General features: G+C 66.6%; 23 protein-coding genes and 1 tRNA gene. 6 read left to right on the top strand and 18 right to left on the bottom strand.

Translation table 11 applies throughout. The features are described from left to right. The first annotated feature begins 93 nt into the window (after positions 1-93). Positions 94-180 (top strand) — tRNA-Leu (locus tag QM467_RS08435). A 56-nt stretch (positions 181-236) separates the two neighbouring features. Here the strand turns inward: QM467_RS08435 and QM467_RS08430 are convergent. The 12 genes from QM467_RS08430 to QM467_RS08375 all read right to left on the bottom strand — a co-directional run bounded on the left by QM467_RS08430 (position 237) and on the right by QM467_RS08375 (position 17,373). Further along, complete coding sequence (locus QM467_RS08430) at positions 237-1,676, bottom strand: 4Fe-4S binding protein (protein ID WP_283365862.1); 1,440 nt, start codon at positions 1,674-1,676, stop codon at positions 237-239. Next, positions 1,640-2,473: an FTR1 family iron permease gene (locus QM467_RS08425; RefSeq protein WP_283365861.1), complete on the bottom strand. Its 834-nt coding sequence runs from the start codon at positions 2,471-2,473 to the stop codon at positions 1,640-1,642. The genes QM467_RS08430 and QM467_RS08425 overlap by 37 nt, the downstream gene beginning before the upstream one ends. Positions 2,474-2,506: 33 nt before the next feature. Further along, the gene (locus QM467_RS08420; RefSeq protein WP_283365860.1) at positions 2,507-2,842 is read right to left on the bottom strand and encodes a cupredoxin domain-containing protein; all 336 of its coding nucleotides are present in this window, start codon (positions 2,840-2,842) and stop codon (positions 2,507-2,509) included. 1 nt (position 2,843) lies between these two features. Continuing rightward, positions 2,844-3,392 carry an iron transporter gene (locus QM467_RS08415; protein WP_283365859.1) on the bottom strand — a complete coding sequence of 183 codons (549 nt, stop codon included), beginning with the start codon at positions 3,390-3,392 and terminating at the stop codon, positions 2,844-2,846. Between the two features lie 75 nt (positions 3,393-3,467). Then, positions 3,468-6,953, bottom strand: coding sequence for a double-strand break repair helicase AddA (addA, locus tag QM467_RS08410; RefSeq protein ID WP_283365858.1), 3,486 nt, complete (start codon positions 6,951-6,953; stop codon positions 3,468-3,470). Beyond that, positions 6,950-10,057, bottom strand: a complete 3,108-nt coding sequence (gene addB, locus QM467_RS08405; RefSeq protein ID WP_283365857.1) for a double-strand break repair protein AddB — start codon at positions 10,055-10,057, stop codon at positions 6,950-6,952. The genes addA and addB overlap by 4 nt, the downstream gene beginning before the upstream one ends. A gap of 3 nt (positions 10,058-10,060) precedes the next feature. Then, complete coding sequence (locus tag QM467_RS08400; RefSeq protein WP_283365856.1) at positions 10,061-10,453, bottom strand: antibiotic biosynthesis monooxygenase family protein; 393 nt, start codon at positions 10,451-10,453, stop codon at positions 10,061-10,063. A gap of 25 nt (positions 10,454-10,478) precedes the next feature. Beyond that, entirely contained in the window at positions 10,479-11,204 is a 726-nt protein-coding gene (locus tag QM467_RS08395) for a nucleotidyltransferase family protein (RefSeq protein WP_283365855.1), read from the bottom strand. Then, on the bottom strand, positions 11,201-12,733 hold the full coding sequence (gene tsaE / locus QM467_RS08390) for a tRNA (adenosine(37)-N6)-threonylcarbamoyltransferase complex ATPase subunit type 1 TsaE (protein ID WP_283365854.1): 1,533 nt from the start codon (positions 12,731-12,733) through the stop codon (positions 11,201-11,203). Before tsaE ends, QM467_RS08395 begins: the two co-directional genes overlap by 4 nt. Beyond that, positions 12,730-15,243 (bottom strand): sensor histidine kinase, encoded by a 2,514-nt coding sequence (locus QM467_RS08385; protein ID WP_283365853.1) that lies wholly within the window; start codon positions 15,241-15,243, stop codon positions 12,730-12,732. The genes tsaE and QM467_RS08385 overlap by 4 nt, the downstream gene beginning before the upstream one ends. A 165-nt stretch (positions 15,244-15,408) precedes the next feature. After that, the gene (gene ahcY, locus QM467_RS08380) at positions 15,409-16,821 is read right to left on the bottom strand and encodes an adenosylhomocysteinase (protein WP_283365852.1); all 1,413 of its coding nucleotides are present in this window, start codon (positions 16,819-16,821) and stop codon (positions 15,409-15,411) included. 102 nt (positions 16,822-16,923) lie between these two features. Continuing rightward, positions 16,924-17,373: a group III truncated hemoglobin gene (locus QM467_RS08375; protein WP_283365851.1), complete on the bottom strand. Its 450-nt coding sequence runs from the start codon at positions 17,371-17,373 to the stop codon at positions 16,924-16,926. Between the two features lie 213 nt (positions 17,374-17,586). Between QM467_RS08375 and QM467_RS08370 the strand changes: the two genes are divergently transcribed. The 5 genes from QM467_RS08370 to QM467_RS08350 all read left to right on the top strand — a co-directional run bounded on the left by QM467_RS08370 (position 17,587) and on the right by QM467_RS08350 (position 21,066). Next, positions 17,587-17,862 carry an acyl carrier protein gene (locus tag QM467_RS08370; protein WP_342395113.1) on the top strand — a complete coding sequence of 92 codons (276 nt, stop codon included), beginning with the start codon at positions 17,587-17,589 and terminating at the stop codon, positions 17,860-17,862. Continuing rightward, complete coding sequence (locus QM467_RS08365) at positions 17,859-19,079, top strand: beta-ketoacyl-[acyl-carrier-protein] synthase family protein (protein WP_283365850.1); 1,221 nt, start codon at positions 17,859-17,861, stop codon at positions 19,077-19,079. The genes QM467_RS08370 and QM467_RS08365 overlap by 4 nt, the downstream gene beginning before the upstream one ends. A 3-nt stretch (positions 19,080-19,082) precedes the next feature. After that, the gene (locus QM467_RS08360) at positions 19,083-19,490 is read left to right on the top strand and encodes a hypothetical protein (protein WP_283365849.1); all 408 of its coding nucleotides are present in this window, start codon (positions 19,083-19,085) and stop codon (positions 19,488-19,490) included. Then, on the top strand, positions 19,487-19,918 hold the full coding sequence (locus tag QM467_RS08355) for a MaoC family dehydratase (RefSeq protein ID WP_283365848.1): 432 nt from the start codon (positions 19,487-19,489) through the stop codon (positions 19,916-19,918). Before QM467_RS08360 ends, QM467_RS08355 begins: the two co-directional genes overlap by 4 nt. 143 nt (positions 19,919-20,061) lie before the next feature. Next, positions 20,062-21,066 (top strand): complex I NDUFA9 subunit family protein, encoded by a 1,005-nt coding sequence (locus QM467_RS08350; RefSeq protein ID WP_283365847.1) that lies wholly within the window; start codon positions 20,062-20,064, stop codon positions 21,064-21,066. Between the two features lie 147 nt (positions 21,067-21,213). Here QM467_RS08350 and QM467_RS08345 read toward each other — a convergent pair whose 3' ends face one another. The 6 genes from QM467_RS08345 to QM467_RS08320 all read right to left on the bottom strand — a co-directional run bounded on the left by QM467_RS08345 (position 21,214) and on the right by QM467_RS08320 (position 26,817). Then, positions 21,214-21,912, bottom strand: coding sequence for a sulfate transporter family protein (locus tag QM467_RS08345; RefSeq protein WP_283365846.1), 699 nt, complete (start codon positions 21,910-21,912; stop codon positions 21,214-21,216). 89 nt (positions 21,913-22,001) lie between these two features. Then, positions 22,002-22,469: a PTS sugar transporter subunit IIA gene (locus QM467_RS08340; protein ID WP_283365845.1), complete on the bottom strand. Its 468-nt coding sequence runs from the start codon at positions 22,467-22,469 to the stop codon at positions 22,002-22,004. A gap of 207 nt (positions 22,470-22,676) precedes the next feature. Next, on the bottom strand, positions 22,677-23,267 hold the full coding sequence (hpf, locus tag QM467_RS08335; RefSeq protein ID WP_283365844.1) for a ribosome hibernation-promoting factor, HPF/YfiA family: 591 nt from the start codon (positions 23,265-23,267) through the stop codon (positions 22,677-22,679). Between the two features lie 233 nt (positions 23,268-23,500). Continuing rightward, complete coding sequence (gene rpoN, locus QM467_RS08330) at positions 23,501-25,063, bottom strand: RNA polymerase factor sigma-54 (protein WP_283365843.1); 1,563 nt, start codon at positions 25,061-25,063, stop codon at positions 23,501-23,503. A gap of 209 nt (positions 25,064-25,272) precedes the next feature. Continuing rightward, positions 25,273-25,989 (bottom strand): LPS export ABC transporter ATP-binding protein, encoded by a 717-nt coding sequence (gene lptB / locus QM467_RS08325; protein WP_446737747.1) that lies wholly within the window; start codon positions 25,987-25,989, stop codon positions 25,273-25,275. A 66-nt stretch (positions 25,990-26,055) separates the two neighbouring features. Next, positions 26,056-26,817, bottom strand: a complete 762-nt coding sequence (locus QM467_RS08320; protein WP_283365842.1) for an LptA/OstA family protein — start codon at positions 26,815-26,817, stop codon at positions 26,056-26,058.

Raw genomic sequence — 26,817 nt, 5'->3', positions numbered from 1 at the left:
CCCGGGCGCGGCGAAAGGCCCGCGACGTTTTCTTGAAACTTCCGCTCCGATTGAGTTGACAGGGGCCGGACGCCCCCTTAGAAGACGCCCCGGGCCCAGGTGGCGGAATTGGTAGACGCACCAGCTTCAGGTGCTGGCGCTCGCAAGGGCGTGGAGGTTCGAGTCCTCTCCTGGGCACCATAAAAAACCCCGCGAAAGCGGGGTTTTTTATTGGCCGAAGCGCGAACTGCCGGCGCTCAGACGATGCGCCAGAACAGGGTCGCCCAGACCGTGCAGCCCAGTGCCGCCGCGACCGCGAAAGCCAGCGTCGCCGCAAGCTGGCGCGAAAGCGAAACGGTCTTGGTCCGCGCGATGCTCCAGCCCAGCCACAAGGCCCACAGGCCCGCGCCAATCAGCAGCCCCGCGCGCAAAAATCCGACGAAGGGCAGGACGATCCCCTCCGCCTTGAGCATGGTCACAGTCAGCGACGACAGGCCCAGGAACACGCCGCAGGCGGCGACGGGAATCAACGCTTGCGCGAAATGATGGAAGCGCGCCCAGGACCATGCGCCGCAGGCCCGCGTCGCCAGAGCGAGGCAAAGGCTGAGCGCGGCGCCCGCCGCCAAAGCGAAGCCGCCGATATAGATCAGCAGGACGAGGCCATCGAGCGGCGTCATGGTGTCGTTGAGGTCGGGATAATTGGTCAGGACATACCAGGGCAGCACCGGCTCCAAAGGCCAGATCAGGCCCCCGTCCACGATCCTGTCGGCCAGGGCCTGGCGGATCGCGACATAGATCGCCGAGCCGCTCCAGTGGAAGGCGGCGGCCGCAACGCCGAGCATGCCGAACAGGATCAGCGCGCTCTGCCACGGATTGGTCATGTCGCCCGCGACATGGACGATTTCATGATTGGGCGAGCGCCGCGCAAGCGTCACCGCGCCGCGGAAATCGCTGCACCGCCCGCACATATGGCAGGTTCCGGCGCCGCGCATCGAGCGCACCGGCACGAGCGGCGCGCAATTCAGGACTTCGGCATGGCTGCCGCGCGGCTTCGGCCAATGCGCCCAGGCTTCGCGATCGACCCGGAAATGCAGCGGCGACATCTTGGCGAGCAGGTTGAACACGCCCGTAACCGGGCACAGGAACCGGCACCAGACGCGCTTGTTGCGCCCCCACAGATAGCCGACGCCGATCGCCGCAACCGTCGAGCCGCCCAGAACCAGCAGCGCCGGGCCCGGATATTGATAGACGCTGGTCATCTGGCCGTAGATCGTCGTCAGGACGAAGGCCATGAAAGGCCAGCCTTTCCATTGCAGCCAGCCCGGGATGGCGCCGCCGCGCCCATGCTCCGCCGCGCGCTCGCTGAGCGCGCCTTCCGGGCAGAGGAGGCCGCACCACAGCCGCCCGACCAGCACCATCGAGACGAGCACGAACGGCCACCAGATTCCCCAGAACACGAATTGCGCGAAAAGGGTGACATTGGTCCAGATATGGACCGCGCCCTGCGGCAAAGGCAGGATCGCGGGAACCACCAGCAGCCCGACATAAACGCCGACGACGCCCCACTGGAGGCGGCGAATGAGCTTCTGGTGATCGTGCAGCCAGGTTCCAAGCCGCGCGAGGGCGGCGTCGATCCGGTCCGCGCGCGCGGCGGCGGCGCTCACCGCGACGCGGTCTGAGGCCGATACAACAGCCATACCATGGCCCCCCAATAAGCAAGGAAGACGATCAGTTCGGTCAGGTCCGGACGCGCGCGCCAGCCGGTGAGCGAGGAGAACAGACCGCCAATTCCGCCGCCATCCGAGAGCAGGCCGGACGCGTCCCAGAGACGGCCGGACAGGCGCGGCAGATAGCCGAGCGCAACGAGATTGTCGGCCCCCGTCAGCAGCAGCGCGCCGGCCAGCAGCAGCAGCATGACTTCCGTGATCCGGAAGAACAGGCGCCAGGACAGGATGCGGCTGCCCCATTGCAGCGCGAGATAGCTCAGGACCGCGAGGCCGAGGCCCGCCAGAGCCGCAAGCCCCGCCGAGACGAGCGCGGCGCCGTGCGCCGCGGAAAGCGTGCCGGCGAGGAAGACCACGGTTTCCCCGCCTTCGCGCGCCACGGCGATGGCGGCGAGGGTGAACACGCCCCACCAGTTGGAGGTGTCGGCGGCCTGCTGCAGGGCGCTTTCAAGATCGCGCTTGAGCGTACGCCCGTGGCGGCGCATCCAGACCACCATCTGGACGATCAGACCGGCCGCGACCAGCATCAGAAGGGTCTGGAACAATTGCTGCCGGTCGTCGTCGAGTTGGTCGCCGAACAGGATCAGCGCCCCGCCGAGCGCACAGGCCCCGAGCAGGCCAGCGCCGACGCCGGCCCACAGGAAGGCGCGGCCGCGCGTGCGGCCCTCTTCGCCCTGCTGCCCAAGCCAGGCCTGCAAAATGCCGATGACCAGCAACGCCTCGATGCTCTCGCGCCAGACGATGAAGACGACATTGCCGAACTGACCCAATTTTTTCTCCTTGCGAAGGTTACCTGGCAAAACTTATTTGGCGACCAGCACGGCGGGCGGCGCGTCCGGGTGGAAATCGTCGAAGAAATCATATTCGCCCGGGTCGAGACCGCGAATGACGAGGGTGGTCGTCGCGCCGGGCGCGAGCACCTTTTCCTTGCGCAATTGCTTGCTTTCGAATTCCGCCGGGCCCTGGCCCTTGTTCACCAGTTCGATCTCGATGGTCTTGTTGGCGGGAACTTCGAGGCGTTGCGGCTCGAACTTGCCGTCGTTGAACTCGATGCGAAAACTCGCCGCATCCTCGGCGCGCGCCGAGGCGAGCGGCGCGGCGGCCAGAACGAGAAAGCTGAGGAACGCGGCCAATTTCATCTCAATAGGCACCCTTCTTGCCGGTGCCGGCATAGGTGAATTCATATACGGCGTCGAAAGGCGCGAACCAGGGCCCGACGCCCGTTTCCTTGTCGACATGGCGGCCGAAATGCGCATGGGGATTGCTGTCCGGGGGCGCGATATGCAGCGTCAGCTTGTAGCGGCCCGCGCCCATCAGCTTGACGTTGTCGCCATAATGCGGCCCGTCGCTGGCGACCATCGGCATGAAATCGCCCTTGCGCTTTTCGTCCGAGCCTTCCTTGGTCAATTCGTAGCCAATGACGAGATAGGGAATCCAGTCGCCCTTGGCGAAGCCGTTGGGATTTTCCTTGCCGGCATGGATGTCGGCTTCGAGATGCACGTCGGACTCCTTGGCGTCGCGCATCATGCCCGCCGGCTCCATCTCGATCGGCTGGAGATAGACCGCGCCGATCTCCATGCCGCCGACGGATTGCGGCTTGCCGACCGGCGTTTCCTTGGCCAGCGCGAAGGACCCCGCGCCAAGAAGCGCGACGGCGGCAAGGCAGGCTTTCAGCGGCACGAATTTCATTCGGAGAACTCCTTTTCCGCCAGTTTGGACATCGGCCGTCGTCCCGCAATCAAATCCGGCTTGTTTAGAAAATTTCTAATTCGATCCCCGGCTTTCGCGCAAGGCGGCGCTCATGTTTGCGCCCATGGCGGCGCTCATGGCCGCACTCTTGGCGGCGTCAAGCTCGGCGGCCTCGATCTCCGACACCACTGGCCCCGAGGCGTGGATGAGAAAGCAGCGCACGGGCTTGCCAGGGTAAAGCTGGGCGACCGCCGCACGATAAAGCGCGAGCTGTGCGGCATAGACCGGGCGGCGGGCGGCGCGCGGCGCTCCCATCTTGTAATCGACGAGCCAGACGCCGGCTTGCGTTTCCGCCATGCGGTCGATGGAGCCCGCGATATCGACGAATCCGCCCCCGGGCCGGGGCAGTCGCGCGGCGATCCGCGCCTCGGCGACGGATTTCGCGCCGAACAAGGGCGCAAGGCGCGGATCGTCCAGAATGGCGAGCACGGCGCCCGTGAGCTTTTCCGCCCGCACGGGCGCGAGACCTTGCCCGGCGAGATCGCGCAAGCCGGCCTCGCGCCGCGCGTCTTGCGGAAGGTCCGGCAGGAATTGCAGCAGGCGATGGGCGAGACGCCCCTCTTCCAGCGCCTGGGCGCGCTGCGGCGACAGCGCTGATTCGTCCGCGAGCGCTTGATCGGCCCCCTCCAAAGCGCTCGACGGGCGCAGAGGCGGCGCGGCGGCGGCTTCCGCTGGCGCCGGCGCGAACAGCCATGCGGGCGGCGACGCCGCAGCCTGCTCCGGCGCGGGAGCGGATGCGGCCAGCGGCGACTGCGGCGCGGTGTCCTCCGGCCCGAATCGCAGAACCTTGTCGTCCCCTCCCCAGGGCGCGGGCGCCTCGGTCGCGCCCTCAAGCAGCGCAAACTCGATGAAGGCCCGCCAGCTTTCAGGCGAGATCGCCCTCGCGCCACGATGGCCCGCGATATAGAGCCGCTCCTCGGCGCGGGTCATGGCGACATAGAGCAAGCGGCGATATTCCTCGCCCGCCGCCTCGCGCCGCGCCGCGCGGGATGCCGCGACGGCGGAACAATCGAGATCCTTCTTCGGCGACCAGGCAAGCAGATCGCCCTGCGCTGACGCGAGCGGAAACAGCGAGCCGTCGCGATTGCCGACCGGCGCGGCGCAAACGTCTGGCAGGAAAACGATTTTTGCTTCAAGCCCCTTGGCGGCGTGAACGGTCATCACCCGCACGAAGGACGAGGTGAGGTCCATGTCGCGCTTGATCGAAACGTCAAGCGCCGCGACTTCGGCAAGAAAGGCGGCGAGCGACGGCGCGCGGGCGCTCTCATGGGCCAAAGCGAGATTGAGGAACTCATCGAGTGCGTCGCCGGCCTCGGGCCCAAGCCGCGCGAGAAAGGCCCGCCGCCCGCCGCGCGGCCCGAGCAGGCGGGCATAGAAGGCGAAGGGCGGCAGGGTCCGGCCCATCTGGCGCAGCAGGTCGAGTTTTCCGCAGGCGGCTTGATATTTCATCTCGGCTGAGGCGCGCAGCGCATCATGGAGCGAGCCCGTCCGCCCCGGCGCGATGCGGATCAGGTCTTCGTCGTCGAAGCCGAACAAGGGCGTCTTCAGCGCCGTGGCGAGGGTGAGATCGTCTTCGGGGAGCAACGCCGCGCGGCCGATGGCGGCAAGGTCCATCACCGCGATATGCTCCGCGAGCTTCAGCCGGTCCGCGCCCGCCGCCGGCACGTTTTTTTCGCGCAAGGCGCGGATCATGGCGTCGAAAAAGGAGTCGCGTCGGCGCACCAGGATCATGATGTCGCCTGGACGGACCGGACGGCGCACGCCGTTTTCAAACAATGTCTCGCCAGAGCCCAGCTCCAGCCAGAGCCGGATCGTCTCGGCGATGCGCCGCGCCGCCGCAACCGGCGGATCGGCCTGGTCGCGGAAATCGAGCGGCAGGCGCCAGTCGCGGCGCTCCTCCTTGTCGCCGGGCGCGATCACATCCCAGATTTCCACCCGCGACGGCGCTTCGCGTTTCCATGCCTCGTGCACCGTGCAGACATTGTCCTCCTGCGCGGAGAGGCCGCGAAAATGCGCGGGGAAAGAAAAGACCTTGTCTACGGCTTCCAGCACGCCCGGCGCGGAGCGGAAGGACAACGTCAGTTCGACGGCTTCGAACGGCTTTTGCGCGCCAAGGGCCTTTTTCTCGAATTCGACCTTCTTGCGCGCAAACAGCGCAGGCTCGGCGCCCTGAAAGGAGAAGATCGACTGTTTCTCGTCGCCCACCGCGAAAAAGCTGCGGGCGCGCCGCGCCTGCCCTTCGCCCGCGAAAAAATCTTCCGAAATGCGGTCGAGAATCTCCCATTGCGCGGCGCTGGTGTCCTGCGCCTCATCGACCAGAATATGATCGATGCCGGCGTCGAGTTTCTGCAGCGCCCAGCGCGCGGAGGAGCGAGAGAGCAAGGCGCGGGTGCGGGAGATGAGGTCTTCGAAATCGAGCATCTGCCGCTCGGCCTTCAGCGCCTCGTAGCGGTCGAGAATGGCGTTGACGAGCAGGCTCAGGGCGAGGCTGCGCTCGGCGGTCTCCGCCGCCTTCATTTTTTCGCGCAGACCGAACAGCCGCATTTGCTCGCGTTCGAGTCCAACGAGCATTTCGGGCCGGGCCTTGGCGAGATCGCCGGTCAGCAGGCGTTTCGCCGGTTCGCCCTTGCCCGTGAAAAAGACGCTGAACAGCGCCTCGCGCGCCTCGTCGAAGCAGCCGGCTTCTCGATGGCGATGGGCCTGCTCGAAGGCGCCCGCATTGTCGTTGTCGGTCTTCTTGCCGCAGCGAAGGAAGGCGGCGAAATCCAGCCAGCTTTCCGGCCCGCCTCCCCCTTCCAGCATCTCCGCGCGCAGGGCCTCCGGCTTGTCGCCGGGCGCAAGGCCCAACGCTGCGCACAAGGCTTGCGGCGTCCCGGCGCGAAAAAACGCGCGCCGGCCTAGCGCCTCCTCCAGCAATTTGTCGAACACCAGCCCGGCGTCATGCGCGACCCGCTCCAGAGCCGCGCCAAGTTTTGCGTCGCGCTCCGCCTTCGCCAGCACGTCGCGGCGCGCCCGCGCGATCAATTGCTGCTGCTCGACATCCTCGACGACGACGAAACCCGCCGCGACATTGGCCTCGAAGGGGGCGGCGTGCAGCACGCGCTCGCAAAAGGCGTGCAGCGTCTGGATCTTCAGGCCGCCCGGGGTCTCGACCGCGCGCGCGAAGAGTTTGCGGGCGAAATCGAGATCCTCTTTCCGCTCCGGGCGCGGCGCGCCGGTCGCCGCGATCGCCGCCGCCAGCGCGGCGTCGTCGAGCGCGGTCCATTCCGCCAGTTTCTGGAACACGCGTTCGGCCATATTGGCCGCCGCCGCCTTGGTGAAGGTGAGGCAGAGGATGCGGCCCGGCTCGTAATGCGCGAGCAGCAGGCGGATCACCCTTTGCGCCAGCACATGGGTCTTGCCGGAACCCGCATTGGCCGAAACCCAGGCCGAATTGCGCGGGTCCGAGGCCTTGGCCTGCCGCGCCTTGGTGTCGTCCGGAATAAGGCGCGCGCCGCTCATGCCTCGTCCCCGCCCTCGGCGGCGCCCGACGCCGACCATTCCCGCGTGCGGGCGAGATGGTCGTAATCATTGTAGCGCAAGGCGAATTGCGGGAAGGGCCGCGCCGGATAGCCTCGCGCCGGGTCGCGGAAATCATTCAGCAGCCGGACGAGTTCGTCATAATGACCGGCGACCAGTTCGGGGAAGGGCTTTTCCTTCGCATTGGAGAGTCCCCGCGGCTTGCCGCCGCCGCCCCCGCCGATCGGCACGTAAAAGGCGTCGGCCACGTCGCGCGCGGGAACGCCGCGGAAGGCGCCGCGTTCGATCATGGCGGCCTCCAGTGTGAGCTGGGGCGACCAGCCGGCGCGCACTTCCTTGTCGCTCGGCGGGCGTCCGCTCTTGTAATCGACCACGGCGGCTGTTCCGTCCTTCAGCAATTCGATGCGGTCGGCCTTGGCTGTGAGCGCAAAATCCGTCCCATCCTCCAGAGAAATGGTCAAACGGCCGCCGACCTCGACGGCGAGGCTCTCGATTTGCGGACGCCGCTCCGCCTCGAAGGCCAGAAAGACATCGAGGCCCTGAAGCAGACGCGGCCAGCGGAAGGCGAGAAATTCCGCGTCCTCGATGAAATCTGCGAGTTTTTCCCGCGCCAGCGCGACCAGCTTTTCACGCGCGTCGCCGGGAAGAGGTCCGCTCGGGTGCAAGCGACCAAATTGCTCCAAGGCGTCGTGCAGAGCCGTGCCGATTTCACGCACGCCCGGCTCCTGATCGAGCTCCGGCAGGGCCTGAAGCTTCAGGATGTATTCCGCATATATCGCATAAGGGTCGCGGCGCAGGGTTTCGATGCGCGTCACCGAGAGTTTTTGCGGGCGCAAGGCGAGCGGCGGCGCCGGCGCCGGACGCGACAGCGGCGCGGCCAGCTTCGCCGAATCGAGCTGACGCGCGAAATCGAGCCAGATCTTTCCGCGCGCCCGCAAATCCGCGAAGATCGCCGCGCCCGCGAGCGCCTCCATGCGCTGGAGAAAGCGCGATGGATTGGTCGGAGAGCCGCCGCGCTTCCTCGCCCGGCTCAGCACCACTTCCGGCGACCCAAAACCTTGCGCGAAATCATGGGCGGTCTGGCCGATGCGGCGCTCCGGCGAGGAGAGGCCAAGCTGCGCCCGCATCGAGCGGTTGAGGAAGCAATCCGTCTCGCCGCGCGGCGGCCAGATGGTTTCGTCCAGCCCGGCCATGACCAGACGATCGACGCCGATCAGGCGCGCTTCGAGCAGGCCGAGAATTTTCAGGCGCGGATGCGCGCGCGCCGGTCCGCGCAGGACCTGCTCGCCGATCAGCGCGTCGAAGAAGGCGGCGTAGCTTTCCGCGTGGAACGCGAAAACCGCATTGGCGGCATTTTCCAGTTCCGCGAAAAGCTGCTCAAGCGCCGCACCGTCCTCGCCCGCCGGCAGCGCCGCCTCGTCGCCCGCCACGATCAGGCCAAGCGCCTTGCGATGCGCCGCGAGCCAAGGCTTCAGCCCCATCTCGCCCGCCTGCGCCAAAGCCTGCAAGGGCGCGAAGGCGGCGTCGAGCCTCTCGGCGAAATCCCGCAGCGCCGTCCAGTCTTCCGTTGAAATTTCCTTCTGGCGCGGATGCGCGTGGTCATCCTGCGCCGCCGCCTGCGCCGGAGCGATGCGATCGCGCCAGCGCACGCCTCGCGCCTCTGCGCGCAAGACGCCAAGTTCGAACAGGCGCGCCAGACGCTCGGAGTCGTCGCCGAGGCCGAGCGAAAAATCCGGATGCGACAGCAGCGCCGCCCAATCGGCGCCCGCGCCTGAAAGCGCCCGCAGGATCAGCCGCGCGATCACCCCGGCGCGCGAGGCGGCGAGCGCGGAGCCGCCCGAATCGTCGATCTCGACATTCCAACGCAGCAGTTCGGCGCGCACGCGCTCGGCAAGGGCGCGGTCCGGCGTCGCCAGAGCCGCCGTGCGGTCCTTGTGCTCCAACGCCTCGCGCAGGCAGGCCGCGATGGCCAAAGCCTCCTCGCGCTCGTCCGCCGCCTCGATCAGCGCCACATCGGCGAGAGCGGCCTCCACCACGCCGGGCTCCTGCGCGGCGCGCCAAAGAGGCCATAGATCCGTGGTGTCCGCCGGGCGAAAAGCTTCGGACGCAAAGGCGTCGCGGGCGGCGAGCGCGCCGCTCGGCGCTCCGAGCGGCATGACGTCCGCGCGTAAAATGCCGATGGTTTCGATCAGGCGCTTGAGAAAGGCCTGCGGATGGGTCGCGCAAGGCTCGTCCTCGCCCTGGATCGCGGCGAAACTCTCGTCGTCGAGATGAAGGTCCAGCCCCGGCAAAACCACAGCGCCCTGCTCCGCCCGGGCGATCGCCGCCAGCAGCCGCGCCGTGACAATGTTCGAACCGGTCGAGCCGATGGCGATGACGGGATCGCCTTCGCGCGAAACATTCTTGATCGCGCGCTCGATCAGGGCCTGCTGGCGCCGCGCCGGATCGACGAAGCCGCGCGCCTCCTGCAGCGCGGGCCAAGCCTTGATCGCGATGTCGAGAAACTTCAGCGTGATCCGCCAATATTCGTCGAATTCGCCGCCAAGATTTTCAAGACCCTGCCAGGCGACATTCTCGATGATCATCTCGTCGATCAGCGCGGCGAGTTCGCCCGACAGGCGCCAGGCGTCGGCGGGATGGGAGGCGACCAGAAGCGTTTCCGGCGCGTGATGGATCGCGCCGTCGGCGTCGATCGAGACGATGGCCTGTTTGAGCTGGCGCGCCCAGGCCAGGATCAGCTCGCCCAATATCATCCGCCGCTCGATATCGCCCGCCGCGCGCGGCAGTTCGGGATCGAGCGGATTGTCGAGCCCGGCGCCGTTACCCTCTTGGCCGCTCTCGCCGTCGAGCGCGCCGAGCGGCAGGATTCGCGGTAGCAGAATGGCCGGGACGTCGCTCAGCCGCGCGAGTTCAGCGGCGAGCGCGCGGCCCGCGCGGCGCGTCGGCACATAGATTTTCGCTTTGGCCAGAGCCAGCGGGCCGGACTCGCGCGATAGGCCGGGAACAACCCGCCCATCGAGCAGCGCGCGCGCAAAAACCTCGAGAAACGGCGCGCCGGGGGGAATGGTGAAAACGCGCGGCGCCAAATCTCAATCCTTCACGGCCTGAGGCGAAACCATATCGCGCCCTTGCGGGCCGGAATAGGCGCGTTCGACCTTGGCGATGCGGACTTCGTAATGCTCATACCAGCGCGTCTGGCCGAGCGACTGCGCCAGAACATGTTCCGCATGGCGCTTCCAGGCGAGGATATCGGCCTCGGTGGCGAAATAGGAGACCGTCAGACCGAAACCGTCGGCGTTGCGCGCGCTCTCGGCGCCGAGGCAGCCAGGCTGCCGCAGGGCCAGAGCCGCCATCCTCTCCGCCATGTCGGCATAGCCGTCGTCGCCTTCGTCTCTTTGGCGTCGCAGCGAGGCGAAGATCACGGCGTAATAAGGCGGAGCCGGCGTTTTCGCGAAGGGTGATTTTTCCCATTCCCGCGTCATGCCGAATTCCCCCGCCGCCTTTACGTCACACGGTGGTCGCGGCGGCATAAACCTGTTCCGCGTCCTCGATCGCCTCGGGGGAGCCGACATGAAGCCAGCGGCCCTTGAGCGGCAGTCCGAACAGGCGGCCGCGCGCGGCGGCGGCGAAAAAGAATGGCGCGAGGCGGAAGGGCTCGAGCGGACAGCCTTCGAACAAAGACGATTTGATGATCCCGACGCCGCTATAGACATAGGGCGCCGCCTCGCCTGGCGGGGGCCGCGACAGGCGCCCCTCAACGTCGCGGAAAAAGTCGCCGCGCCCTTCGACGCCGAGGCTTGTCTTCATGTCGGCAAGCAGCAGCAGCACGTCCATCTTCGCGCCGTCCCAGGCGCGGGCGAGCCGCGCGATCTGCGGCTCGGGCTCATCGATCCAGAGCGCGTCGGTGTTGCAGATGAAGAAGGGCTTGCCGGCGAATTGATCGAGAACCTTGACGATGCCGCCGCCCTGGTCGAGCAGCTTTTCGCGCTCGTCCGAAATCTTTATTCGCGGCGCGCGACGGTCGCGCAGATGGTCTTCGACCTGATCGGCCAGCCAATGCACATTGACGATGGCTTCGCGCACCCCCGCGTCTTCGAGACGGTCGAGCGTGTGATCGAGCATGGCCTTGCCGCCGATCCGCACCAGAGGCTTGGGCAGGGTCAGGGTGATCGGACGCATCCGCGTGCCAAGGCCCGCGGCGAAAACCAAAGCCTTTTCCGGCCGCGCGCTCATGCCGGGTCCTCCGGCGCGAACAGCTGGGGCAGATATTGATCGAACCAGGCTTTCAGATCGGCGAGGGCTGGATGGCCGAGATTTTTCTTGAGATAGGATTTCACGCGCGGGATATGCGCGAGATAGGCGGGCTTGCCGTCGCGCTTGTCGAGCCGGGCGAAAATGCCGAGAATCTTGCTCGCGCGTTGCGCGCCCATGATCGCATAGGCCGCTGCGAAAGAGGCCATGTCGAATTCGGGCTGCGCCTTCTTGCGCGCCAGCGCATAGCCGCCAAGCAGCTTCAGCTCCAGCTCGTCCGACACCGTCACCCGCGCATCCTGCAGCAGCGAGACGACATCATAGGCCGGCGGCCCGAGCACGCAATCCTGGAAGTCGATCACCCCGACGCGCTGGACGCCCTGCCGGCCCGGCAGCCAGAGCAGGTTGGGCGAATGATAGTCGCGCAGGGTCCAGGTCGCCGGCTCGGCGAGCGGACGGGCGAGAACCGAACGCCAGGCGTTTTCATATTGCGCCCGCGCGCCGGAGGCGAGCTGAAGTCCGGCGACATGCGGCCCATACCATTCGACCAGCAGCTCCACCTCGATCAGCAAAGCTTCGAGATCATAGGGCGGGATGCGATAGGTCCCGCCGGAATAGATGATGTCGCGCGGCAGGTCGCGCGCGTGCAATTGCGCGAGTAGCAGGGCGGCTTCCGCATAGCGCTCCGGAATCGGCCCCGCGCTCCCGGCGACGCCTTCCCCGCCGAGATATTCAAGCACGGCGAGGCCGACCTCGAGGTCGGCGGCGAAAATCCGCGGCGCCGAAAAGCCCTGCGCGATCAAAGCCTCGTCCATGGCGACGAAGGGGCGGATGTTTTCGGCGAGATGCGCCAGCGCGCTATAGGGCTTGCCGCCGCGCACAGGCGGACCGTCGGGCCGGGGCGGCGCGATCATCAGCACGGCCTTGTCGCCGTCCGGCTTGACGAGAAGCTCATAGGCGCGCGTCGAGGCGTCGCCCTGCATGTGAATGCGCTCAGCCTCGTCCCAGCCGCAGCGCTCCAGCAGGGCTTGCGCGCCGCGCAGACGGATCAGGCGGCGCGCGGCGGCCCCGTGGCCGACGATCTCGGCGCGGCGGAAATCCGGGCCGCGCCGCGAATCGGCGAAAAGCGCGATGTCGAGACGATCCGCCGACAAGGCCGAGCCGGCGCGCTCCGCCCATTCGACCAGCACCAGCGCGCCCTCGGCGGCCTCATCCCAGCCCAGCTCGGCCAGCTCGGAGGGATCCTTCACCCGGTAGAGATCGGCATGGACGATCGGAAAGGCTTCCGAGTCATAAACCTGCATCAGCGTGAAGGTCGGGCTCGGCGCCTCCAGATCGGGATCGCCGGTCAGGCGGCGGATCATGGCGCGGGCGAACGTGGTCTTGCCCGAGCCCAGATCGCCGCTCAACGTCACCAGATCGCCGGCGCCGACCATGCCGGCCAGCTCGACGGCCAAAGCGCGGGTGGCCGCCTCATCGGGCAAATCGACCCGCCAGACCGGCTCGCTCATGCCCCGCCCTCCGCCACAGCCCGGTCTTGCGGGCGATCCTCAACCGCGTCCGCGCGAATCGGTATGACGCAGGTCACCATCGTGCCCTCGCCCGGCGCGGAATCGATCCGCACCTCGCCGCCATGCAGTTCGACGAAGGCGCGCACGATCGAAAGCCCCAGCCCGACGCCGCGATGGCGCGAATTGAGCGTGTGGCTCTCGAAACGGCCGAACACCTTGTCGAGCAGTTCCGGCGGAATGCCGCGCCCGCAGTCGGACACCTTGAAGACAATCTCGTTCTCGCGGCGGAGCGCCGCGAGCGTGACGGTCTGGCCCGGCTCGGAAAAGCCGATGGCGTTGGAGAGCAGGTTGAACAGGATCTGCCGCACGCGCTGGCCGTCGGCGCGGAAGGAGCCGATATGTGGGTCGGCGACGATGGACAGTTCGACATGGGATTCCGCCAGCCGATCCTGCAGGCCCTCCGCCGCCTCGCGGATCGTGCGCTGGATATCGACGTCGCCGAGCTGCAATTCCATGGCGTCGCGGTCGATGGTCGCCAGATCGAGAATGTCGTTGATGATCGCGAGCAAGGCGGCGGAGGATTTCAGCACATAGCCGGCATATTCGTGCTGCTTGTCGTTGAGCGGGCCGACGCTGTCGTCGCCAAGCAGCTGGATGAAGCCTATGATGTTGGTGAGCGGCGAGCGCAGCTCATAGGACACATGGTGGACAAAGTCGTTGCGCAATTGCTCGGCGGCGAGCAGGGCCTGGTTACGCTCCTTCAGGGCGCGCTCGACATTCACGCCGTCGGTGACGTCGATGAAGGTCAGCAGCGTGCCGCCGTCCGGCAGCGGCGCCGCCGCGCAATCGACGATGGCGCCGTCGGTGCGGCTCATGCGGCGCTCGAAGCCCATGCGCACCGCATGGAGACCAGCGATCACGCTGCGCAGGTCGGACCACGCCGCATCGTCCGGCAGCAGAGGCTTGCAGGCCGCCGCCACGCCGTCGATATGCGGCCGCTCCGCCAGCATCGCCACCGGCAGGCGCCAGATTCGTCCGAATGCCGGATTGCACAATTTGAGCCGTCCATCGGCGCCGAAGACCGCCACGCCCTCCTGTAGCGCGTCGAGCGTCTCGCTCTGCACCCGCGCCAGGGAATTATATTGCGATTCCAGATTATAGCGCTCGGTCACGTCGTCGAACAAATAGGTGACGCCGCCCTGCGGATTAGGGTCGAAGGCGATGCGCAGCGTGCGCCCGTCGGGCAGGTGCCAGATCTGCGCCGCCGGATCAATGCTCTGATAAACCTGGTGCAGCGTGGTCTTCCAGGCGCGGTAATCGGCCTGTTCCGGCAGACGCCGCGCGGCGCGCAAGGCGTCGAGAATTTGCGAGTCGGTCGGATTCTGGTCGAGAAAAGCCTGGTCCAGCGACCACAAGTGCCGATAGGCGGCGTTGGCGAACACCAGTTTCTTGGCGCGGTCGAAAATCGCCACGCCGGTGGAGAGCTGGTCGAGCGTGCGGATATGCGATTCCACCTGCCGCGCATGATCCGCGCGCAAGGCCTCCAGCTCCGCGAGATCCTCGGCGATGCCGCCGGCGCCGCCCGGCAGCGGCGCGTCGAGAACGTCCATCATCCGGCGCACGCCCGCGACCACGACATTTTCGCGTCGCTGCCAGATATTGCCGCCCAGCCGGGCTCGCGCCGCCGAGTCGCGCGCCGAGCTGTCGAGCAGCTCCAGCTCCCGCGCCACGGCGTCGAGCGGGTCTTTCGCGTCCACGGCGCGGGCGTAGGCTTCGTTGACCCAGTCGAGCTTCTGGTCGGGGCCGCGCGTCCAGACCGGATGGGGAGAGAGATCGAGCAGGCCGCGAAGCGTTTCGAGCTGCGCCATCTGCTCGGCCTGAACCTTGCGCAGCCGCACCAGCTCCAGCCGGTCGCCGGACACGTCGCGGACGCGCAGCACGACGCGGCTGCCGATGGCGCGGCCCTCGGCCTCGAGGTGGCGGCCGCCCTGGCTGACCAAATCCAGACGGAAGCCCTGCCCGCGCTCGCGCAGCAAGGCGACATTGGCCTCCAGCGCCTGCGCCTGATCGGCGGGCAGCCAGGCGCCGAAGCCCAGCACGCGGCGCGGCAGCGGCGCATCGAGAACGAGGCTGACGTCGCCCTCGATCTCCGGTTCGCTATGCGCGCCGCCCCAGACAACGACGAATTGCGTTTCGGCGGCAAGAAAAGCGCGGGCGCGCTCCATCTGCTGGCGCAAATGGTCGATTTCGGCGGTGAGCTCGGCCTCGCGGCGCGCCCAGCGCTGGCGGCCAGTGAGATGAAGAAGGGCGGTGATGGTCGAGAAAACGACGAGGCCGGCGCCAAGAGACAGGCCGACGAGACCGCCGGCGTCCTCGAAGCCGAAGGCGGACGCGGCCTGCGCGCGCGCCGCCGCTCCGGGAACGACCAAGGCCGAAGCAGCCGAAAGCCAGCGCGCAAAGCGCAGGCGCGCACGCGGGCGGCGACCTGTCTGGCTTCCTCTTTGCGGCATGGACCGGGAGTCTCCTTCCCCCACAGGACGGAGCCTGTGCGAATCACCCGAATTTACTCTCTGGATTCTTGGTTAAGAAAGGGGAACGAAAAAGAAAACGCCTCCGGCGAGAGCCGAAGGCGCAGAATTATGCAAGGGCGCCACAGGGCGCGGCGTCGAAAAGGCTCAGTAGCGGTAATGCTCCGGCTTGAAGGGGCCTTCCGCCGGAACCGAAAGATAGGCCGATTGCGCCGGGGTCAGCGCCGTCAGCTTCACGCCGATCTTGCCAAGATGAAGCTTGGCGACCTTCTCGTCGAGATGCTTGGGCAGGGTGAAGACCTTTTTGGCGTAATGGCCAGGCTTGGTCCACAATTCGATCTGCGCCAGCGTCTGGTTGGTGAAAGACGCCGACATCACGAAGGACGGATGGCCGGTCGCGTTGCCAAGGTTCACCAGGCGGCCTTCGGAAAGCAGGATGATTCGCTTGCTGTCGGGGAATTCGATCTCGTCGACCTGCGGCTTCACATTGTGCCATTTCAGGTTGCGCAGCGCGGCGACCTGAATTTCGGAGTCGAAATGGCCAATGTTGCAGACGATGGCGCGGTCCTTCATGGCGCGCATATGGTCGATGGTGATGACGTCGATATTGCCGGTCGTCGTCACGAAAATATCCGCGCGAGGGGCCGCGTCTTCCATGGTGACGACCTCGTAGCCTTCCATGGCGGCCTGCAGGGCGCAGATCGGATCGATTTCCGAAACCAGCACGCGGCAGCCCGCATTGCGCAGCGAGGCCGCCGAGCCCTTGCCGACGTCGCCGAAGCCCGCGACCATCGCCACCTTGCCGGCCATCATGACGTCGGTGCCGCGACGGATGCCGTCGACCAGCGACTCGCGGCAGCCATAGAGATTGTCGAACTTGGACTTGGTGACGGAATCATTGACGTTGATCGCCGGCCACAGCAGCTTGCCTTCTTTCTCCATGATGTAGAGACGGTGGACGCCCGTGGTGGTCTCTTCCGTCACGCCCTTGATGGCGGCGGCGCAGCGGCCATAGAACCCCGGATTGGCCTTGAGCCGCTTCTTGATCGCGGCGAAGAGGACTTCCTCTTCCTCATTCGTGGCCTTGTCGAGGAAGGCGGTGTCGCCCTGCTCGGCGCGCAGGCCGAGATGGATCAGCAGCGTGGCGTCGCCGCCGTCGTCGAGGATCATGTTCGGCGTGCCGCCGTCGCCCCATTCGAAAATGCGGTGGGTATAGTCCCAATATTCCTCAAGGCTCTCGCCCTTGATCGCAAAGACCGGCGTGCCAGCGGCGGCGATGGCCGCGGCGGCGTGGTCCTGGGTCGAGTAAATATTGCACGAGGCCCAGCGGACCTCGGCGCCGAGCGCCTGCAAGGTCTCGATCAGCACGGCGGTCTGGATGGTCATGTGCAGCGAACCGGCGACGCGGGCGCCCTTCAGCGGCAGGCTGGCGCCATATTCGGCGCGCGTGGCCATCAGCCCCGGCATTTCCGTTTCGGCGATGGCGATTTCCTTGCGGCCCCAATCGGCGAGGCCGATGTCGGCGACGACATAATCATGGGTGAGATGGCTGGCGTTCATGACTTTCCCATCCTGTTGCGGCTGGCGGCTTGAGATTGGCCGCTTCTATAGCAGCCAAGCCGCCAGCAGGCAATAAAGATATAAACAACTCTTTATATGAACCTATTCCGGTTCCCGCGACCGCTGGGTCGCGCGGAAATCCAGCGCCTTTGCGCCGATGTTCAGGCCAAGCTGAAAGCTTTCGGCGATGCGATGGGCGCGGGCGATGAAGAATCGCGCCCCGTCCGGCGGCAGAACGTCGCGCGCCGTCTGCTCGAACAGGCCCAGCCAGATCTTGAAATGCTCCGGCGCCAGATCGAGCGCGGCATGGGCCGGCAGAGGCCGGCCGTTATAACGTCCGGTCCGCAGGCCGATCTGCGACCAGAAATCGGTCAGGCGGGCGATATGCTCTTCCCAATGGCCGGCCAGCCGCGCCTCGAAGATCGGGCCCAATAACGAGTCGGATCGGGCGCGCGAATAGAATTCGCGCACCAGACGCTCCATCATTTCCTCGGTCAGACCCGGCGGCGGCTCGTCGAGGGCGGCGGAGCGTGCGGCGAGGGGGTGCGGCATCCTATTGTCCTGAAATGCTTTTCCGGGCCGGGCGCGGCGGGCCGCCGGGCGCGAAAAAATTGGTTTGGCGCCGCCTGAGACACTTTGCTACATGGAGGGGCGTCCGGTTTCAATTTATTTGGGCCCGACGCAGCTCCCGGCGACATCGGATCGCGCGCCTCAGGGCCGCCCGAGCGACGGACGGGATTGCCGAACGCAACCAGGGGTGCGCCATTGACTTCGGTTTCGAATGACCAGCCGACGATGATCAACGACATTCTCGATGTCATCGCCACCGAGGGCATGATTCCTCGTGAAAAGCTTCAGGACGACGCGACGATCGAAAGTCTCGGCCTGAAATCCATCGACATTGTGATGATTCTCACCGCCATCGAGGAAAAATTCGACGTCTATATCCCGATGGACGGCTCTTTCCAGGAGGCCAAGGACCTCAAGGGCCTGGTCGAGGCGATCAGCGCCCATATCCTGAAGGAAAAAACCGAGAAATGAGTTCCAGACGAGTCGTAGTCACCGGGATGGGCGCCGTTTCGGCGGCCGGAATCGGAGCCCAATCCCTGTGGCGTGCGGCGCGCGACGGTTCGCCCTGCACCGGCCCGCTGATCGTGCGCGAGCCCTATGGCGGCCGCATCCGCATTTCCGCCCAGGTCCGCGACTTCGACATCGAGGCCCAGCTCGGCCCGCAGCTGGCGCCTTTCGCCGATCCCTTCACGGCTTACGCCATTGTCGCCGCCGACGAGGCTCTGGCGCAGGCCGGGCTCGATCCCAGCGAACGTCAGGGCTCGCGCTGCGCCTCCCTGCTCGGCACGGGCGCGGGCGGCATGCGCACCTGCGACGATGGCATCTATAATGTCTATTTCGCCAACAAGCGGCCCGACACGCTGACCGTGCCCAAGCTCATCCCGAGCGCCGGACCGACGCAGATTTCCATGCGCTATGGCGCGACCGGGCCCTGTTTCGCGCTCGCCAGCGCCTGTTCCTCGGGCAGCCAGGCCGTCGGCCTCGCCGTGCAGATGATCCGCGCGGGCATGATCGATCGCGCCATTGTCGGCGGCTCCGAGGCCTGCGCCACCAATGGCTCCATGCGCGCCTGGGAATGCCTGCGCGTGCTCACCCCCGATCTCTGCCGGCCCTTCGCCAAGAACCGCAACGGCATGGTGCTCGGCGAAGGCGCCGCCATGTTCGTGATCGAGGCCGAGGACGTCGCTTTGGCCCGCGGCGCCACGCCGCTGGCGGTCATCGCAGGCTATGGCACCAATACCGACGGCCTCGACGCCGTGCGCCCCGACGCGGCCAGCGCCGCCGCCTGCATGACCATGGCGCTGGACGACGCGGGTCTCGCGCCGACCGACATTGATTACGTCAACGCCCACGGCACTGCGACCGTGATGAACGACGTGACCGAGGCCGAGGCGCTCAACCGCGCCTTCGGCGATTATTGCGCCAGTCTTCCGGTCTCCTCGACCAAGCCCGTACATGGCCACGCCATGGGCGCGAGCGGCGCGCTGGAGCTGCTGATCTCGATCATGGCCCTGCGCGAACAGGTCGCCCCGCCCAATATGAACACAGAGATTCAGGATCCCAAATGCGAGATCCGGCTGGTCGGCCCGACCGCGCTGAAAATGCCGATCCGCGCCGTGCTGTCCAATTCGCTTGCGTTCGGCGGCATCAACGCCTCGCTGATCGTGACGCCTCACGCCCCGGCCTGAGACATGAACGCCACGCCGCTCGTCCAACATATGGGACCGCTGCGCGCGACGGCGTCGCCGGACGTCGTCGCCGCATTCCGGCGCGCGACCGGCTGGCGCGAAGCCGAGGGGCTGCCGCCCGCGAGCTTTCCGGTCATCGTGATGAATCTGCCGGAAATCGGCGGGGCGGTGCGCGCCGCCGCGCAGGAAGTCGGCCTGCCGGTGCACGAGGCGCAGCATTTCGAATATTTGCGGCCGATCGAGCTCGGCGAAAGCTATGACCTGATGCTGGAGTTCCGGCGCGAACTGGAGCCCGCGCGGCTGATCGTCACGGCGGAAGTCTTCGATACCGAAGGCGCCCGCGTCGGCCGCATCGTCTCCACGCTGCGGCTGATCGACCCCGCGACCCTTCCCGGAGCCGCCAGGCCATGACGGCGCCCAATTCCGCCCCGACCGCGCCGCGCGTCGGCGAAAAGCTCCCGCCGCAGACGATCGGCCCCTTCTCCGTCGCCGATCTGGCCGAATATGCGGCGGTTTCCGGCGATTCCAACCCGCTGCACCTCGATCTCGCCTTCGCGCAGGGCTTCGGCTTTTCCGCCCGCCCCATCCACGGGATGAAGCTGCTCGCTGCTTTCGAGCCGATGTTGCGCGACTGGCGTCCCGATCTCACCATCGTCGGCCTGACCGGACAGTTCCTGACGCCCGTGCTCGAAGGCGAGACCGCCTCCCTGACCGCACGCGTGGTCAAGCTCGAAGAAGCGGACAATCGTTTCGTCGCCGTCCTCCGGCTGATCGCCCATACGGCGAGCGGCGCCCCGGCCCTGATGGGCGAGGCGCGCCTGACGCCGGCTCGCGGCTGATCGCCGGAGCGCGCCCTTCGCCTAAGGACTCCTCGTTGGCGAAGAGTCGCATGGACGCGCGGCCTCGTTTTGACTAATCAGACGGCAAAGCGCCGTCTGCCCGAATCCAAAAGCGCCGCTGCGCGAATCAAAGGCTCGCATCGATGACCGACATTCAGCCCCAGGATCGCATCGTCACCGTCTTCGGCGGCTCCGGCTTCATCGGCCGCCATCTCGTCCGCTCCCTTGCCCGCGACGGCTGGCGCATCCGCGTCGCGACGCGGCGGCCGGATCTCGCCTTCCATCTGCAACCGCTCGGCCGCGTCGGCCAGATCAACGCCGTTCAGGCCAATATCCGCTATCCGGACTCGCTCGCCGCCGCCCTGCGCGGCGCCGAGGCGGCGGTCAATCTGGTCGGCATCCTCGCGCCCTGGGGCAAGCAGACCTTCGACGGCGTTCAGGCCGAGGGCGCCGCGGCCGTCGCCAAGGCGGCGCAAGCAGCCGGGATTTCCAATTTCGTGCATGTTTCGGCCATCGGCGCCGATCCGGACTCGCCTTCCGCCTATGCGCGCACCAAGGCCGCCGGCGAAGCCGCCGTTCTTGCGGCCTTGCCTTCGGCCAAAATCCTGCGCCCCTCGGTGGTGTTCGGACCCGAGGACCAGTTCTTCAACCGTTTCGCGACCATGGCCCGCTTCCTGCCCGTCCTGCCCCTGATCGGCGGCGGCGCGACGAAATTGCAGCCGGTCTATGTCGGCGACGTCGCCAAGGCCGGCGCCCGCCTGCTGGGCGGTGCGGGCAAGGATGGCGCGGTCTATGAACTCGGCGGCCCCGAAGTAAAGACCATGCGCGAAGTGCTGGAATTCACGCTGGCGACGATCCACCGCCGTCGCGCGCTCGCGCCCTTGCCCTTCGGCGCCGCCGCCGCGCTCGGCTCCGTGACCGAGACGCTCAACAAATTGCTGCTCGGCCTGCTTCCGGCCGAATTCGTCTTCACCGCCGACCAGGTCGAGCTGCTGAAAAAGGACAATGTCGTTTCCGAACAGGCCAGCGCGGACGGCCGCACGCTCGCCGGCCTCGGCATCGCGCCGGAATCGATCGAGGCGATCGTCCCGACCTATCTTTACCGCTTCCGCAAGACCGGCCAATACGCCGACCAGCGCGCGGTTTAATTCATTTTTTTGATCCCGACTTCGTCGCGATCGAAGAAATCCCTCGCATAAGCTCGGCCCATAGCCCGGCGGACGAGGGCGTTGATCGACGCCCTATGGCGTTCGCTCCTAACCGGCCCACATAAGATATGTGCGCCGGTCCAGGCCTTATCTCGGAGAGAGCGCCGGCTGCGGCTCCGTCAGTCTTTTGTGGAGCCGCGCCATCAGGCCGATTCCGAACAAGGGCGTCAGCAGGTTCAACACCGGCGTGGCGACGAAGAGTGAAATGAGCAGCCCCGCCGCAAAGATCGTCAGCCGATGGCGGCGGCGCAGCGCGCGCGCTTCGTCCGGCGGACGATAGCGCATCGCCGCCAGCTCGAAATATTCCCGGCTGAACAGATAGGCGTTGGCCACGAAGAAGACCAAGGCGTTGACGCCCGGGATCAGCCAGAGGGCGAAGGCCACGAGATTGACCGCCAGCGCCACGCCGGAGAATTTCAGCGCCAGCCACATCGAGGTCAGCGCCGGCGCGGCGCGGCCTTGCCGGTCCGGCGGATAAATCTTCGCCTCGACGTGTTCGGCCAGCTCGTCGAGAAAAAAGCCCGCCACCAGCATGGCGACCGGCGCGATCAGGAAGATGAGCGCGACGAACAGGCCCAACGCCGCCGCGACCTCGACGAAGGTTTTCAGCCAGGGCGCCCCCGCGAACCAGGACTCGCCGCCCGTCGTGAGCCAGACCGCCCCGCGCTCCAGCGCCAGCCAGAGCCCGGCCAGCAGGGCCAGGGTCAGGCCGAGCGACTTCCCGAGCACCGCGCGGAACGGCGGCGTGAACATATCGCGAAGGCTGGCGACGGCGTCGTCGATCATGGCTGCGGCTCAGTTCCGGCGGAAGGCGCGCGACGGATAGGCGAAGCTTGTGGCGCGCATGAGGAGCGATTGCGGCCCCGGCGCGGCGGTCAGGCCGCGTCGGAGGACGGCGCGGCTTGCGTCAGGATGGAATATAGCGCAGGCGCCTCGCGGGTCGCTCGAATCTTGGCCAGCGTCGCCGGATTTCTGAGCAGGCGCGCGATGACGGCGAGCGCCTTGAGATGATCGGCGCCGGCGTTTTCCGGCGCGATGAGGCCAAACAACAGATCGACCGGCTGGCCGTCCAGCGCCTCGAAGTCGATTCCGCGCTCCAGCCGGGCGAAAATGCCGAAAATCCGCGGGGCATTCAGCAATTTGCCATGCGGAATGGCGATTCCATCGCCAAGGCCGGTGGAATTGAGCTTTTCCCGCTGCATCCAGGCTTCGAAAATCTCACGCGCCGGAAGTCCGGAGACTTCCGCCGCCTTCTCGCTCAATTCCTGCAACGCCTGCTTTTTGCCATTCACCCGGAGGGAAGGCAAAATCGCCTCGGGGACCAGAAGATTTTCAAGCGGCATGAAGATCGTTTTCCGTCAAGGCGCCGACAGCAGGGCCCGCAATCGCAAGACGCGCCCAGGCGCACATCAAAAGATGCGCCCGGACGCCCTTCAAGGCGTCTCTGAACGCGCGCCGCCCGCCGAAGAGGGTTCGCGCAAGCCCGAAATATGGCGCTCGCGCGAGCATTGGCGAAACCCGCGCGAACACAGGCAAAAAATGAGCCGCGATCACGCCGTGCCTTTATCGCCAATGGTCGGATCGACCCAGCCGATATTGCCGTCGAGGCGGCGATAGATCACGTTCACGCGGCCATTGGTCGCGTGACGGAAAACGAGGACCGGCGCGCCGGTCAGGTCCAGCTCCAGCACGGCTGCTGAAACGGACAATTCCTGCAGGAACTTTTCGGATTCGGCGATCACCGCCGGCTTGAAATCATGTTCGGCCGGGGCCTCGGCGGCCTCGTCGAGCGCGCCAAGGACCGTATAGCGGATCGGCTCGCCGGCGGGGCCGGCCTCGCGCGCGGCGCCGCGATCCTTCAGCTTGCGCTTGTAGCGGCGCAGGCGGCTCTCAATGCGCGCGGCGGTCTGGTCGAAGCTGGCGTAAACCTCCTGCGCGCGGCCTTCGGCCTGCAGGGTGACGCCGGAGGCGAGGTGAAGCGTGCAATCCGTGCGATAGCCGGAGCCTTCGGGCTCGATCGTGACATGGCCGGTGACGGAGCCGTCGAAATATTTCCCGGTCGCCGCATTCAGCCGGTCTGAGACGTGGGTGCGCAGAGCCTCGCCGATATTGATATTTTTGCCAGAGATCCGCAGGGGCATCGGGTCGTTCCGTTTCTTGGTTTCAAGCCGCTCTTGTTCCAGGCGCCGTCAGGGGCACTCCCTCGGCTCCCTGCGGCGGAGCTCGGAGCGCCGCCGCGCGAATTTCCGGAGCCAGGCCCGAGCGTTCATTCAAGGGTTAGAAGCCTCCGCGGCTGAAGTCAATGCCGCATCCCGACGCCCGAAAACGACGGGGCGTCGTGACCCATACGGCGTCCCCGCGCGCAGCTGGCGCGTCAGAACGAGGCGGAGCTCTGCTTCTCGCGCCGGCGCTCGACAGAGGACGGAATTCTCAGGCTTTCGCGATATTTGGCGACGGTGCGTCGGGCGATGTCTATGTTCTGCGCCTTGAGGCGCTCGACGATGGCGTCGTCCGAAAGGATGGCGTCCGGCTCCTCGGCGTCGATCATCTGCTTGATCTTGAAGCGCACCGCCTCGGCCGAATGGGCGTCGCCGCCGCCATGGGCCGCGATCGACGCCGTGAAGAAATATTTCAACTCGAACAGGCCGCGCGGCGTCGCCATGTATTTGTTCGAGGTGACGCGCGAAACGGTCGATTCGTGCAGGCCGACGGCGTCCGCGATGTTCTTTAGATTGAGCGGGCGCAAATGCTCGACGCCCAGCGCCAGAAAGGCGTCCTGCCGGCGCACGATCTCGGTCGAGACCTTCAGGATGGTGCGGGCGCGCTGCTCGAGACTCTTCGTCAGCCAATTGGCGGTTTGGAGACATTGCGACAGGAAATTCCTGTCCTCGTCGGCGCAGCCCTTGCGCGAAACGGTGGCGGCGTAGGTCTGGTTGACGAGAACGCGCGGCAGGGCCTCCGAATTCAGCTCGATCAGCCAGGAGCCGTCGCGCGCCGCGCGCACGATCACATCCGGCGCGACCGGCTGGACCGGCGCCCCGCCAAAGGCGCGGCCGGGCTTGGGATCGAGCCGGCGGATTTCCGCCAGCATGTCGCGCAGGTCCTCGTCATCCACGCCGCAAATCTTGCGAAGGGCGGCGAAATCGCGCCGGGCCACCAGCGGCAGGTTGGCGACCATGGCCTGCATGGCCGGATCGAAGCGGTCCAGCTCGCGCAATTGCAGCGCGATGCATTCGGCTAGGTCGCGCGCGCCAACGCCTGTCGGCTCAAAGGTCTGGACGAGCGCGATGACCTTTTCGACGCGCTCCAGCGACGCGCCCAGGCGATCGGCGATCTCCTCCGCGCTCTCGCGCAGATAGCCGGCTTCGTCGATGGCGTCGATGATTCCCGTTCCGATCATGCGCTCGACCGGATCGTCGGTCGCCAGCGCCAGCTGCTGGCCGAGATATTCCGACAGCGTCGTCTGGCCGGCGACATAGGCCTCGATATTCGACGCCTCGCCGCCCGCTTCGCCGCCGCCGACGCCGGACCAGGCCGAATCGGACAGGCCCATGGCCTCGAGCTTGTTCTGCTCCACCGCCGGGCTGAGGTCGCGGTCCCCGTCGAAGGCGTTTTCGACATCCGTGCCGAGGCTTTCCGCGAGGCCCTCGGAAGACACGGCGAGCTGCGGCGAACTCCAGTCGGACTCGGCGGGATCGCCGGAAAAGGCCGCAGCTTCGTCGCCAGGCTGAGCCTCGGCGATGGCGTCGATTCCCGTGGGCGTCGGATCAGGACCGTCCTCGGAGCGCTCCAGCAGCGGGTTGCGCTCCAGCTCTTCCTCGACAAAGGCCGCCAGCTCGACGCTCGAATATTGCAAAAGCTTGATCGCCTGCAGCAGCTGCGGCGTCATCACCAGGGACTGGCCCTGTCGAAGCAACATTTTGGCGGATAGAGCCATTCGCAACTCACATACCGGAAAAGGCGGGCCGTCGGCCCTGCGCTTACACGGACCCGCTCGGCCCGTTTTTTGCATACACCATTTTTCAGGCGTCGGCCACGAAAAAAGACGTCGCGAACCAAACGAAAATCGCCCGGAACCTGCTGAACAGAGCCTTGTTTCAGCAAGAAAATTCTGTGGCCGCGCGCTCGCCCCTGCGGGCGTTGGCGTCACATCCGGAAGTCTTCGCCGAGATAGAAGCGACGCACGTCCGGATTGGCGACGATGGCGTCCGGCTCGCCCTCGGTCAGCACGTGGCCCGAGTGGATGATATAGGCCCGGTCGATCAGGCCGAGCGTCTCGCGCACATTGTGGTCCGTAATGAGCACGCCGATCCCGCGCCCCTTCAAATGCTGCACGAGATCCTGAATGTCGCCGACCGCGATCGGATCGATGCCGGCGAAAGGCTCGTCGAGCAGCATGAAGGAGGGATTGCTGGCCAGCGAGCGGGCGATCTCACAGCGTCGGCGCTCGCCGCCCGAAAGGGCGATGGAGGGCGATTTGCGCAGGCGCTTGATGTCGAATTCCTCCAGCAGGGATTCGAGCTGCTGGGCGCGGCGGTCGCGGTCCGGCTCGGCGATTTCGAGCACGGCGCGGATATTGTCCTCGACGCTCAGGCCGCGGAAGATCGAAGCCTCCTGCGGCAGATAGCCGATGCCGAGGCGGGCGCGGCGATACATCGGCAGGCCGGTGACGTCGTGGCCGTCGAGTTCGATCATGCCCTTGTCCGGCTTGATGAGCCCGGTGATCATATAGAAGACCGTGGTCTTGCCGGCGCCGTTCGGCCCGAGCAGGCCGACGGCTTCGCCGCGCCGGACGTTCAGGCTCACGTCCTCGACGACCCGACGGGCCTTGTAGCTTTTTCCCAGATGATGGACATAGAGCATTGGTCAGGCCGATCGGTCGGTCGTCGGCGCCCCTCAGGGGCGCGCATTGCTTCGAGGCGGGTCGATTCAGGGCGTCGTTTTTCTGAGATCGGGCGGCGCGGCAGGCTTGGGAGCGGCAGGCTTGGGAGCGGCGGGCTTGCCGCCGGGGGGCGCAGCGCCGGAATTTGGCGCACCCGGCTTGGCGTCTTCGCCGGGCACGATCAGCGTGTGAACGCGGCCCTTTGAAGACACGATCGCCTGGCCGCTGGCGAGATCATAGGTCAACATGTCGCCGCGCGTGACGTTTTCGCCCTGCGACAGCGCGACATTGCCGATCAGATAGAATTTATTGGTCGGCTTGTCATAGATCAGGGCGTCGCCAGTGCCGACCTGGTCCTTGCTGGTGATGGCGACGGGCCCCTGGCCTTCCATGCGGCGCAGGCCGGAATTGGCGCCGCCCGGGCCAGCCTTGGCGGCCGGCGCCGTTCCGGCGGCGCCCGCAGCCGGCTTGCGATCGAAATAGATGGTGAGAACAGAGGCGTTGAGGCGCGTCTCGCCCTGAACGGCGACGACATTGCCGGTATAGACAGCCTTCTGCTCCTTATCGAAATAATCGAGCTTGTTGGCGGACACGTTGATTGGCTCGCGGCTTCCGCCGCCCGGCAGCAACGCCGCGCCCGGAGCGGCGGCAGGAGCAGCGCCCGATGGAGCGGCGCCGGCTGGAGCGGCGGCGGGCGCAGGCGCGGTCGGCGGCGCCGCCAGCGCCGGCAAGGCGAACAGGACGGGCGTCGCGGCCAAGCCGAGCGCCAGCGTGAGAGCTTTCGCTCCCGAGGACATTCCGCGAATCAT

Source organism: Rhodoblastus sp. 17X3 (assembly GCF_030056575.1).
GTDB lineage: Bacteria > Pseudomonadota > Alphaproteobacteria > Rhizobiales > Beijerinckiaceae > Rhodoblastus.
The sequence above is the reverse complement of the archived record's forward strand: the minus strand, read 5'-3'. Positions and strand labels throughout refer to the sequence as shown.

Coding starts and splice junctions, on each gene's coding strand:
- QM467_RS08430 (WP_283365862.1), bottom strand. CDS start 1,676: ATGGCTGTTGTATCGGCCTCAGACCGCGTCGCGGTGAGCGCCGCCGCC.
- lptB (WP_446737747.1), bottom strand. CDS start 25,989: ATGCTCTATGTCCATCATCTGGGAAAAAGCTACAAGGCCCGTCGGGTC.
- QM467_RS08385 (WP_283365853.1), bottom strand. CDS start 15,243: ATGCCGCAAAGAGGAAGCCAGACAGGTCGCCGCCCGCGTGCGCGCCTG.
- QM467_RS08375 (WP_283365851.1), bottom strand. CDS start 17,373: ATGCCGCACCCCCTCGCCGCACGCTCCGCCGCCCTCGACGAGCCGCCG.
- QM467_RS08320 (WP_283365842.1), bottom strand. CDS start 26,817: ATGATTCGCGGAATGTCCTCGGGAGCGAAAGCTCTCACGCTGGCGCTC.
- addA (WP_283365858.1), bottom strand. CDS start 6,953: ATGAGCGGCGCGCGCCTTATTCCGGACGACACCAAGGCGCGGCAGGCC.
- hpf (WP_283365844.1), bottom strand. CDS start 23,267: ATGCCCCTGCGGATCTCTGGCAAAAATATCAATATCGGCGAGGCTCTG.
- QM467_RS08395 (WP_283365855.1), bottom strand. CDS start 11,204: ATGAGCGCGCGGCCGGAAAAGGCTTTGGTTTTCGCCGCGGGCCTTGGC.
- QM467_RS08350 (WP_283365847.1), top strand. CDS start 20,062: ATGACCGACATTCAGCCCCAGGATCGCATCGTCACCGTCTTCGGCGGC.
- tsaE (WP_283365854.1), bottom strand. CDS start 12,733: ATGAGCGAGCCGGTCTGGCGGGTCGATTTGCCCGATGAGGCGGCCACC.
- QM467_RS08355 (WP_283365848.1), top strand. CDS start 19,487: ATGACGGCGCCCAATTCCGCCCCGACCGCGCCGCGCGTCGGCGAAAAG.
- QM467_RS08360 (WP_283365849.1), top strand. CDS start 19,083: ATGAACGCCACGCCGCTCGTCCAACATATGGGACCGCTGCGCGCGACG.
- QM467_RS08415 (WP_283365859.1), bottom strand. CDS start 3,392: ATGAAATTCGTGCCGCTGAAAGCCTGCCTTGCCGCCGTCGCGCTTCTT.
- QM467_RS08420 (WP_283365860.1), bottom strand. CDS start 2,842: ATGAAATTGGCCGCGTTCCTCAGCTTTCTCGTTCTGGCCGCCGCGCCG.
- ahcY (WP_283365852.1), bottom strand. CDS start 16,821: ATGAACGCCAGCCATCTCACCCATGATTATGTCGTCGCCGACATCGGC.
- QM467_RS08365 (WP_283365850.1), top strand. CDS start 17,859: ATGAGTTCCAGACGAGTCGTAGTCACCGGGATGGGCGCCGTTTCGGCG.
- QM467_RS08345 (WP_283365846.1), bottom strand. CDS start 21,912: ATGATCGACGACGCCGTCGCCAGCCTTCGCGATATGTTCACGCCGCCG.
- QM467_RS08400 (WP_283365856.1), bottom strand. CDS start 10,453: ATGACGCGGGAATGGGAAAAATCACCCTTCGCGAAAACGCCGGCTCCG.
- rpoN (WP_283365843.1), bottom strand. CDS start 25,063: ATGGCTCTATCCGCCAAAATGTTGCTTCGACAGGGCCAGTCCCTGGTG.
- QM467_RS08340 (WP_283365845.1), bottom strand. CDS start 22,469: ATGCCGCTTGAAAATCTTCTGGTCCCCGAGGCGATTTTGCCTTCCCTC.